Here is a 10289-nt window from a genome sequence, read left to right on the forward strand (position 1 = left end):
TCGCTCAAAACGCCAGATTTGGGCCCAAATCTGGCGTTTTCGTCGAACAATTTGCAGAGAGCACTGGGAGAAAAGTGCAAAAAGTTTACTCACGTTGCGCGTGTTTTACGTGTTAAAACTGTGACGGATGTGTAGTGTGTGGCTCATGTTCTCTATCTCTAAGCGCCGCACCAAGCGCACAACCCCAGCACGCATCACCGCAACCGCACTCGCGGGAACTGGCCTGACCGTCGCCGCCCTCGTCGCCACCGAAGTGGTAGCAGTCCCATCCTGGGCAGACCTCGACGGCGTGGACGTCGCCAGCCACCAGCACCCAGGTGGCGCCGCCATCGACTGGCAGCAGCTCGCCGCCCAAGGCCAAAAGTTCGCCTTCGTGAAGGCCACCGAAGGCACCGGCTACACCAACCCGTTCTTCACCACGGATAGCCAAAAGGCCCAGGAAGCCGGCATCATGCCTGGTAGCTACCACTACGCAAAGCCGGGCAACCGCGACCCTCGCGGCGAAGCCCGCTTCTACGCCACCACTCTGGCCACCGGCCCTCAGCCATCCCTGCCGCCAGCCCTGGACTTGGAGGAGACCGGCGGACTGAGCACCCCAGAGCTCCAGAGCTGGGTGCGCGAATGGGTCGATGAGATCAAGAAGCAGACCGGCCGCAAGCCGATCATCTACACCTACTACGCCTTCTGGAAGGGCCAGATGGGCAACACCACTGAGTTCAGTGAATACCCACTGTGGTTGGCCTACTACAACGACACCCCTCCAGGCGACATCCCAGGCGGATGGGATGAGATGACCTTCTGGCAGTACACCGGTCAGGGACGTCTGCCGGGCGTCGTGACTGATGTGGACCTCAACACCTACTACGGCGACGACGCATCCCTGAAGGCCCTGGCCTCTGACATGCCAGCCAACACCACCGCGGGCGCTATCTCCCAGGCCCTGAAGCCGATCAAGAAGGCGACAGGTAAGGAGGCGCAGGTGGCAAACACCATCGAGCATGTCACTGGTGTGGATGTGCCTCTGACCACGGACTTCATGATGCTGGTCCTGGGTGTTGTGGGCGGCCGCCTGCCGGCCGAGACCCTCCTGACCCAGGGGGCTGTGCAGACTCAGACCCAGGGCAAGAGCGGCACCAATGCGTCCGGTTCCTCTAACGGCGACACCATCACGATCCCCACCGCCGAAGGCGCACGCGGCTCCGTGGTGTCCAGCCAGCAGATTCTGAAGGCTGTCCAGGCCCTGGCTCATGCGCTGAATGAGACCAATGCGAACGGCAAGCAGATCCCTGTGGATCAGCTCCTGGCTCTGGCGAGGCAGGCTGGCATCAATCCTGGCGCTGGCAACAAGGTCAGCGACGTCAACATGGGCCAGCTGCTGAAGCTGCTGCAGCAGTACGGCGAGACGCAGGACTGGGCTGGCAAGCTGGCCGCCGACGAGGTGGACGCTGACCCGATGGCATACGTGAATCTGGCGAAGGCGCTGCTGGGCGCCACCCCGACGGAGGCTGGTCGCCAGGCCGCGGCGGGCCTGGATCTGCCGGCGCTGCTGCGTCCTATCGTGGCGGCCGCTGCGGAAAATGGCGATCTGCCGCCGGAGTTCGCTCAGCTGATGAACGCGGGTAGTGCCGTGTTCGGCGGCTCGAGCAGCGAGGCTCCGGACGCGAGCGCCGAAGAAACCCCCGAAGCCCCTGCCGCTCCAGAGGCTGCGGAGGCTCCGGCTGCTCCGGAGAACACCGATGCTCCGCAGGGTGCCGACGCCGCAGCGGAGTAGCCCCGCGGCGTAGCTACGCGAACTCACCCAGCCGCGTGGCACCGCGAAACCACCCAGCTGCGTACCTCCGCGAGGTGACCTCGCGAGGTACCACAGCTGGTACTACAGAAAAATGCCTTGAGGGAATCGCCAGATATGGCAGAGAACAGGTTCCCTCAAGGCATTTTCTGTGCGCCCCGTCCCGCCGGACCGGCTTCAGCCACTCCGGCCGGCCGCGCCGGGCTACTTCTGCTTGTACTTCATCGGCCCCGGGCTCCACAGTCCGGAGTGCGTGGTCTCACCCAGTTCCAGCTCGGCCTGCTTCGCTGCCTCGCCGGTACTCCGCGAGTGCGTGGTCAGCTCGTCTAGAACTCCCCAGTCGCGCTGCCAGTCGTTGTTCAGGTACGTAGGCATCTCGTTGGCGGTGGCCGTCATCTGGGTCAATCCCACGGAGCCGCCTCCGTAGTAGTCCATCACGGGCGTGTGAATCTCGCGGGATTCGTGGCTTGGGGACACCCGGTAGTGGGGAACTTCCGCCACGCCAGCGTGGTGATCGTACGGCTTCAGGCATGGGAATTGGAAGGCCACGGACCAGTCCAGCAGGGTTGGTACATCGGAGCCGATGTGCTTCTGTATGCTCTCCAGCTCCGGCGCGCGCGGTGGCGTGAAGGCCACCCATTGGTCTTCGGTCAGGTTGGTGTCCACGGCGCGGATGCGGATCACTGTGGCGTCTTCGGGGATCTGGTCCATGGGGACGCGCATGTTGCGCCATTCGGGCTCGGTGCCGATGTCGAGCGGCTCCAGCTCGCCCATGGAGAGGAAGCGATCTTGGGATTCGGACCGTCCGGGTTCGTCGCGTTGATCCTTGGATTTTTCGTCGCGGGCTTTCGTTTCGGCGAGCTCGGCGTCGGTTTTTTCACGTCCGTATTCCACAACGACTTCCTGGCCGTATTGCTCGACCCCATTCATGTCGTGGTGGTAGATCGCTCCGGCGGCGCTGAAGACAACCAGCGGGTGTTGCTCGTCGCGGGCGGGCAGGGTGAACCATTTTGTGGTGGCGTAGGACGGCTCTTGGATGCCGTCGGTGAAGGAGCCGATCACGGGTACTTTCTGCTCGTCGAGGCCGAAGGGCAGCTTGGCGTAGGAGCCGTTGATGCCCTTGTCGCTGGTCACGCCGCCTGTGGTGCCGGTGTCTTCCTTTTTTGTTGCATTCGACGCCGAGCTTGCGTCATCACCGGACTTCGCCGAATCCTGGTGTGTTTGTCCGGAGGCATTGGCGGAGCTGGATGCGTTGCCGTTGGAATTATCGGACTGGTTGGCGTGGTTGGAGTTGCCCGCTTGGCTGTTTTTGTAGAGTTCTTGGGCGGAGACGGAGGTTTGGTCGGAGGAGTCGCTGGAGCCGGTGCCCGGGTCGATCTTGGTGGGGATGTTGTTCGGGTCGAATCCAGCGGATTTGCCTGCGATGAGGGAGTCCTTCAGCTCGGAGCCGTCGGCGACGGGCAGGAAGGATTCGTTGGTGTTCTTTTCGACCATGACGTCGTTGGCCATGAGGCAGGTGTTGCCGCTGAGGGCTTTGATGTTGCCCTTTCCGATGGAGTAGGCGGGCCATTGGGCCACGAAGCCCTTGCCGAGAGAGGCCAGGCTGAACAGGACAACCAGGGCAGTGAGGGCCGCGATCGGGGCGGTGGCCACGGTGCGGAAGCGCTGCAGTTTGCTGGATTCCTTGCGGTCGAGTTCCTCGATGTCGCGGGAGTCCGTGAGGCGAGCGTGCTTGGCGTCCGAGAGGAAGCCGACAACTACGCCCCAGACCAGAACGATGAGGGAGGTGCCCAGCATGACGGTGGACGCTTCGATGTGGTTGACCTGGATGGACTTGTCCCACCAGGGTACTCCGAAGGAGCCGACGTACCACCAGCCGTTGCTGCCGGAGAGGCAGAGGGCGAACAGCATCAGGGCGGCTCCGAAGAATACGATGCGGTTGCGTTGGGAGCTGACGGTGATGCGGGAGGCCGCCACGGCGGCGAGTGCGGTGACTGCGGCGCCCAGTCCGGCGTACACACCGAAGTGGTGGGTCCACTTGGTGGGGGTGAACACCATGAAGAACATGGTGCCGAGGAAGATGAACGCCAGTCGGTTGGTGGGGCCTACGGCGGCGCCGGGTACGCGGCGGTAGCGCAGGAGGGATGCGATCACCACGCCGAAGCTGAAGAACAGCATGAGCACAGCGAAGCGGCGGGTGAAGGAGCCGTCGACGGTGCTGTCCAGGAGGCTGGTGTAGCGGATGTATTCCTCGTACCAGGGCAGGGATGGGCCGATGGCGCTACGGACGCGGGTTGCTTCCATGACGGAGGCGAAGGTCTGGTCTGCGAACATCCCGGCCAGGATGGCGGTGCCTGCGGCCAGGAAGGGGGCGATTTGGGCCATGATGGCGACGATCAGTTTTCCTCGTGGGGCGCCGGCGGGCGCGCCGAGCGCGGGGAGGCGCTTGATGAGGATACGGATCATTGCGCTGAGGGAGACCAGCAGCGCGGCCACGGCCATGAGGCCGGTGGGGCCGGCGCTGAGCGCCAGGGTGGCGAACATCGTTCCGATGGCGGCGGGGAACAGGCGGTGGCTGGCGATGGCTCGTTCGAAGCTGACCCATGCGAGCAGGGAGAACATGGCGATCACGGGCTCTGGGCGCGTGCCGTTGTTGTATACCATCCACAGGAGGAGGAAGGTGGAGGCCATGGTGATGTGGGCTACCTTGCGCTGGTTAATGCGGGTGCCCAGGCGCGGCAGGATTTCACGGGAGAGCACCAGCCAGACCACGATTCCTGCGATGAGGGATGGCAGGCGCATCACGATGGAGGTCTCGGAGAAGCGGGTTATCACACCCAGAAGGTCGTAGAAGGGGAATCCGAAGGGGGATTCAGACACACCGAACCAACGGTAGTAGTTGGCCATGTAGCCCGAGTGTTTGGAGGCTTGGGCCATGGTGCGCAGGTAGCCGTCGTCGGCGGTATTCGCGCCGATGAAGTACCAGATGAGGAGCACGCCACCCACCACTGCGTCGAGTGGGCGTGGCTTGAAGAAGCCTGGGGGCAGCAGGGCAGCGCGGCGGGAGGAGCGGATGCGGCCATCGAGGGTGTCGATGGAGTGGAGGGACCACAGGGCTACGATCAGGGAGATTAGTCCTGCCACGATGGCGAGGATCTTCACAGCCGTGGGGCTGGAGGTAAAGCGGGAGTCTACGGTGACGGTGGCTCGGAGGTCGCCGCTGGCGGAGGCCTGGTGGGTGGCGTCGGTATCCCGAATCTCGGAGTAGATACCCGTCAGCATGGGGCGGATATCGTCGTTGATGGTGGAGTCGAAGGGAGTGCCGTCGGATCGTTGTTCGTTGGGGATCCACACGTGCGTCGACTCGTGGTCGGAGGTGATGCGCAGGTTCGCATCCTTGGGGAGGGCCGCGAGTTCTTCGTCGGTGATGGAGAGGGGCACCACGTTGCGCACGATGACGTCCACGCCGTTGTCGGTGGAGCGGACGAACATGCCTCGGAGGGACGCTTCTTCTGAGGTTTCTGGGACGGTGGACACAATGGTGGTCTGGCCGTCGTTGAGGTTGGTCAGCTGCTCCACCGGGATGGAGATGTCGATGTCCTGGGGCATGTAGGACATCAAGGGGGCAGTCAGGTTGGTGGGGTTGCCCTGTTCAGGCCAGGTGAAGCTGGCTTCGGTTTGTTTGACAGGGAGAAAAGGCACCAACAGGAAGAGCAAGAATCCCAGCAGGCCGCTGACGATGCTGACTGTGGTCAGCTTCTTGCGGTGCGCGTGGGAGGTTGGTGCTGTCCTGTCTGTGGGTGGGACAGGGGACTTCTCTCTATCTTTTACCTGTGACACGATTAGTTATCCTACGGCACTTCACGTCTTAAGAAAACTGAGAAAATCATTAAGCGGCGTGTCATAAGTAAACTCCTGTGAAAATTGTGTTTAGGTTTCCGCCGCCTGACGGACCGCCACCACGAACGGACCAACCTGCGTGAGGTCCCAGCCCTCAGTGAACGCCTGCGGCTTAAAAGTCACCGTCCGGAAGCGCACATTCGGGTTGTTCGGGTAGATGTCATCGGCAATCTTGTAGCTGAAGCCGTCCTTGCCCACTCCCGTGGTGGTGGGGAATTGCCCCTCCTCTGGTTTGAGCTCCGCCAGCTGCTTCGCGCTCTCCTTGAGCTCCAGCTGGCCCCGCAGCACTAAGGCATCCGGTTGCTTGAAGCCATGCTCCCTCTCAGCCGTGGCCATCGCGTCCTGGAGCTCCTGAGGATCGCTGATGGTAGTCCATTCCTCAATGTCCTGGGCGCGCTTGGAGTATTGCCCCAGCGGGTTCGCGTAGTGGGCCGTGAAGGCCTGGAAGCTGTTGTAGGGATAGTAGGCCAAGAAGTTGGACTCATCCGTCAGAACCACCGAGCCCGCGCGTTGACCAAGCGCGTCGTGAAGCACGCGGTCAATGTACTGGTAGTAGGTGGTTGCGTCGGCAGGGAACTTGTCCCCGCGGTTGCCGTTGCCATCCGAGTCCGTGTATGCCAGATCAATCTTCTCCTCATTTTTCTCAGGAATGAGGGACGTGTAGCTCACGCAGGCTAGGGCCAAGACGATCACCATCAGACGAGTAGCCAGCGTCGATTCCCGCAGATTCCCCAGCTCTGGATAGAACTTCTTCAGCCCGTTCAGCCGGAATTGTGCCACGCCCAGAACACCCGCCACGGTCAGCAATACCGCGATGGGGCCGCCCACGCGGAAGCCTAGAAGCGTGGATCCCGCCAACGGCATCAGCATGGACATGACGACCCACAGGAAGCACGTGGCCAAGCCGATGGTGACGGCGCGCGTATCCTCGTCGCGGTATCGCCAGATCAGCCAGAACAGACCGATCAGGCTGGCGATGGCGATCGTGGGATCGTCGAAGAAGGGGGTGGGCAGTTCTGTGCCTGCTTCGGGGAGGTAGTGCTGTGCGGTGCCCGCGGGGTCGTGCGGGTCGCTCAGCAGGCGCAGGATGTACGGTCCCCATCCCACGGCTGCGATGGCCAGGGAGCTCACACCGATGATCACCAGCCGAACAATCGGGGCGAAGGCCTTGCGGCTCCAGGCAACACCCAGGGCAATCATCACCACAGCCAGCGCAGAAATAGCGGTGAACAGCGTGTACAGGTTTGCTGACAGCCCCAGGTAGGCAATCGTTGCAATCAGCGCGGCATTCCCGCCCGTGACCGCGCGCCGGGCGAGGATCAGCCCCGGCGCCATGCCCAGTGCCACCACGGCGGCGTACGGCTCCTCAGGCGCGACCACCAGCACCACGGCCGTGCTGGCCAGGGCAGTGGCGACCGCCACCACGAAGGACCCCAGAATCCGGTGCCACACCACGGCAACCATGGAGCCTGCCATGGCGATGGTGGCCAGAGCCCACGGCTGGAATACTGCCCAGCCGGACATGCCCACCAGATGCGCCAGGGCTCCGCCGCCGAAGAACCACAGCCCTGGGTAGAAGCTCGGGATGTCCACGTAGGCCATGTCCGCGTGGCTCAAGCTATCGGCCATGCGGGTCAGATACTGCGTGCGGAACTCGTTGTCCACGCTGATGCCGTCTAGGTAGAGATGCGTGGCCGCCAGGGGAATGGCCGTGGATGTGATGACTAGCCCGGCGGGCGCGAGGTAGCCCAAGAACTGGAGGATGAAAGCCGCAACCCGCGAGCGTTGCGGCTTCGCCGTCCCCTGCCTGTCCGCGGCCTCCGCTTGCGCATCCTCCGACCGACGCCGAGTCCCCGTCTGAATCCAGCGATAACAAATCCAGGCCGTCGTAACCGTGACGATCATGGACCCCGCGGTGGCCAGGGCGCGCAGCACCCAGCTGCTGTTGTAGGCCGGCCAGGAAATGGAGCGCAGCACGGCCCAGGCCATGAGAGTCACCACAGCTGCGGTGATGCCCACAGCGATGAGGCGCAGAAAGGTTTGTTTCAGGCTCAGGGGGTCCACGGCGTAGTCCGCGTGAGCATGAGTTTCTTCAGGCACGTCGCAGGAAGTAGTGCGGTCACGCACATCCACATCAGTCATGCCACATATTGTGACACACTGCCCCTACATCGCCATTGTTCTCACAGCCTCGCCGCAGTCCTGCCGCCGGCTTTCGGCAGCCTTCCCGCGGTTAGTCCAGTGGATTCTTGATCAAAATATTGCGGATGCCGGAGTGGAATCCATCGCGCAACCCCACGCGCTGATTCTCCGACAGCGTGTATTCGTGCAGCGTTTCGCACGCGAATTGCAACAGTGGGCGATCGATTTCAGGAGGTAGTCCGCCTCCGGTGAGCAGGTGGGCGTCGTCGATTTGGTGTTCCTCGGCGCCATGTTCCCACCACCAGACGGCATATTGTTCGCCGATGTCGAACGCGTTTTGGCTGCCCGCAGCGGCCCAGACCTCGCTGGGCAGGGGCACGTAGCGGCTGCGGAGCTTGCGGTGCCGCGCCATCATGCCAGGGTTCGGCCGGGTGCTGCCGGAGCTCTTTCCACTTGGCTCCACCTTCTTCGACGCCATGTCTGCCGGGCTCGGCGACGTTCCAGTGCTCCCTGAATTAATATCCGACGCCGGCCTCTCGTCCCTCGCGGCTTCCTCCCGACCTGGTGATTCCTGCTGGGTGGCCTGCTGCGCTGCGTTATTCTGCTGCGCTGCACTCTCCTGCTCCGCAGTGCTGCTCGGCTCCGCTGCGCTGTTCTGCTCCGCAGTGCTCTCCTGGGGCGCGGCCTGCTGTGCCGAAGCCTGCGAGGCCGCCTCGGCACGCACCGGTGCCGTGCGGCTGGTATCCGCACCGTAATGCGTGGGCATAGGGATCGGGCTTGGTCCCGGCTCCTCAGGCTTCTCCGCGTCGCCCAACGGCTTTTCGATCACAGGGGGAGGAGTCTGCCCGTCGAACAGGCTGTCCTCGGGATTCTCGGCGGTAGCGGTGCGCGGTGCCGAGAAGGCAGTAGAAGAAGGCGACGACGAACTTGAAGACTCAGCGGTGCCGCCGTCGCCATCAGTCGTGTCTTGATCGGCGAAGTTGTCCGCGATCAGCGCTTCGGCCTCGTCGGCTCCCTCCGGAATGACCGGCTCGTCGATAATCTCCAGGCGCATCGTGTCCCGGAAGTCCTCGCGAGGATCAAGGATAGTGACGGAGTCGCAGGCGAATCGCAGCGCGCTGGACATGGAGTCCCAGCCGAATCCGTAGAGGTGCACGCGAACGCCATTGTTCGTGGCTTCCTCCACACCGGGAAGCATGTCGGCGTCGCCAGAAAGAAGGATCATGTCGCTGGTGGTGCCGCGCATCGAGTGCATCACCATGTCGGCAACCAAGCGAGTGTCCACGGCCTTCTGGGTGCGGCGATCTCCCCACTCGATCAGCTGGCCAGGGCGAAACTGAACGCCGGATTCGGCGCGCAGCGAGCGTTGATAACGATGGGGCCCGGCCTCTGGGACGCCGTCGTACCACAGTTGTCGGTGGACAGGCTGTTTGAGGTGCTCAGTGGCCATTCTCTTGAGGGTGCAGACTACCTCGGGTAAGTCGATCTCTAACTGGGAGCGAGCCCCTATATTCCAGGAGTTATAAAAGCTCGCCAAGAGATAGGAGGTATCGACGTAAATCTGAGTGCGTTCCAACATTGCTAGTCCTTTTGTCGTTCGGGTTAGTTCTTAAAAAATTCTTCCCTGTCCTCCCAGTGTGCCTCAAATCGTGGCCGGGCGGTATCGAGGGGCGCAGAACGAGGCGGCTAGGGAGGCGGTGGGCCGTTGCGTGACCTAGTGACTGCTCTGCTGTTTGTAACCCACGTGAGATGCCTATGCCGGCTGATGCGTGGGAGCTCTGCTGGTTGCGCCGTTGGTTGTGTTTTTTGGTGCTGTTTTTGGTGTGTTTGTGTGTGGTGTTTTTGGGGCTTTGAGCTGGGGATTTGTGTTGTGTGTGGGTTGTGTGTAGATTAGTTCAAGTCAGAGCGACCGACACCGGCTCCCGGACAGGCCACACAGAGTGATTGTGTGGGGTTGTTGTTAGGGGAGGGGCAGGAAAACGGCCCTGATGATCTGTACCGGAACGTGTTTGTTTCTGGTTTTGCTTCATGATTTGCATTCAATGTTGTTGGGTGTGGTTGTGTGTGCGCAGGTTGTTTGAGAACTCAATAGTGTGATGAACCAAGTTTAATTTGTTTCCACAGTACTGATGCACCGTGTGGTGTGTTGGTGTGAGGACATGGTTGGTGAATGCCCCTTTTTGCATGTTGTGGTGGCCTGGCGTCGTGTTGCTGGGTGGGTGTTCATTCTCATGATGATGCTGTTTGTGGTGTTGTTGTGGGGCTGTTTGTGTGCCAGTGTGCGGTAGCGCGCATGTGACACGGGAATAGTAATCGATGATGGCGCATGCTGGTTTTTGTGTGTGTTGTTGTTGTCTGACTGTGGCTTGTTGTTGTTGGAGGTCCCTTCTTCCCGTCGGGGCTGGTGATGGCAGTGACAGGTTTTTGAATGATTTATTTTGATTCTTTTGTCAGTAGT

Annotated in this window: 4 protein-coding genes; 1 reads left to right on the forward strand and 3 read right to left on the reverse strand. The window is 61.9% G+C overall.

Features of this window, described 5'->3' with window-relative positions:
* Positions 1–145 precede the first annotated feature (145 nt).
* Positions 146–1771, forward strand: coding sequence for a GH25 family lysozyme (locus tag GC425_RS09830; protein WP_192930447.1), 1626 nt, complete (start codon positions 146–148; stop codon positions 1769–1771).
* A 222-nt stretch (positions 1772–1993) separates the two neighbouring features.
* On the opposite strand, the gene GC425_RS09835 is transcribed toward GC425_RS09830, so the two are convergent.
* The 3 genes from GC425_RS09835 to GC425_RS09845 form a co-directional block, all read right to left on the reverse strand.
* The gene (locus GC425_RS09835) at positions 1994–5629 is read right to left on the reverse strand and encodes an arabinosyltransferase domain-containing protein (RefSeq protein ID WP_151844904.1); all 3636 of its coding nucleotides are present in this window, start codon (positions 5627–5629) and stop codon (positions 1994–1996) included.
* A 90-nt stretch (positions 5630–5719) separates the two neighbouring features.
* Positions 5720–7831: a galactan 5-O-arabinofuranosyltransferase gene (locus GC425_RS09840; protein WP_151844905.1), complete on the reverse strand. Its 2112-nt coding sequence runs from the start codon at positions 7829–7831 to the stop codon at positions 5720–5722.
* A 91-nt stretch (positions 7832–7922) separates the two neighbouring features.
* Entirely contained in the window at positions 7923–9410 is a 1488-nt protein-coding gene (locus GC425_RS09845) for an NYN domain-containing protein (RefSeq protein ID WP_151844906.1), read from the reverse strand.
* Positions 9411–10289 lie beyond the last annotated feature (879 nt).

Origin of the sequence: Corynebacterium sp. zg254 (assembly GCF_024701495.1) — a bacterium.
GTDB lineage: Bacteria > Actinomycetota > Actinomycetes > Mycobacteriales > Mycobacteriaceae > Corynebacterium > Corynebacterium zhongnanshanii.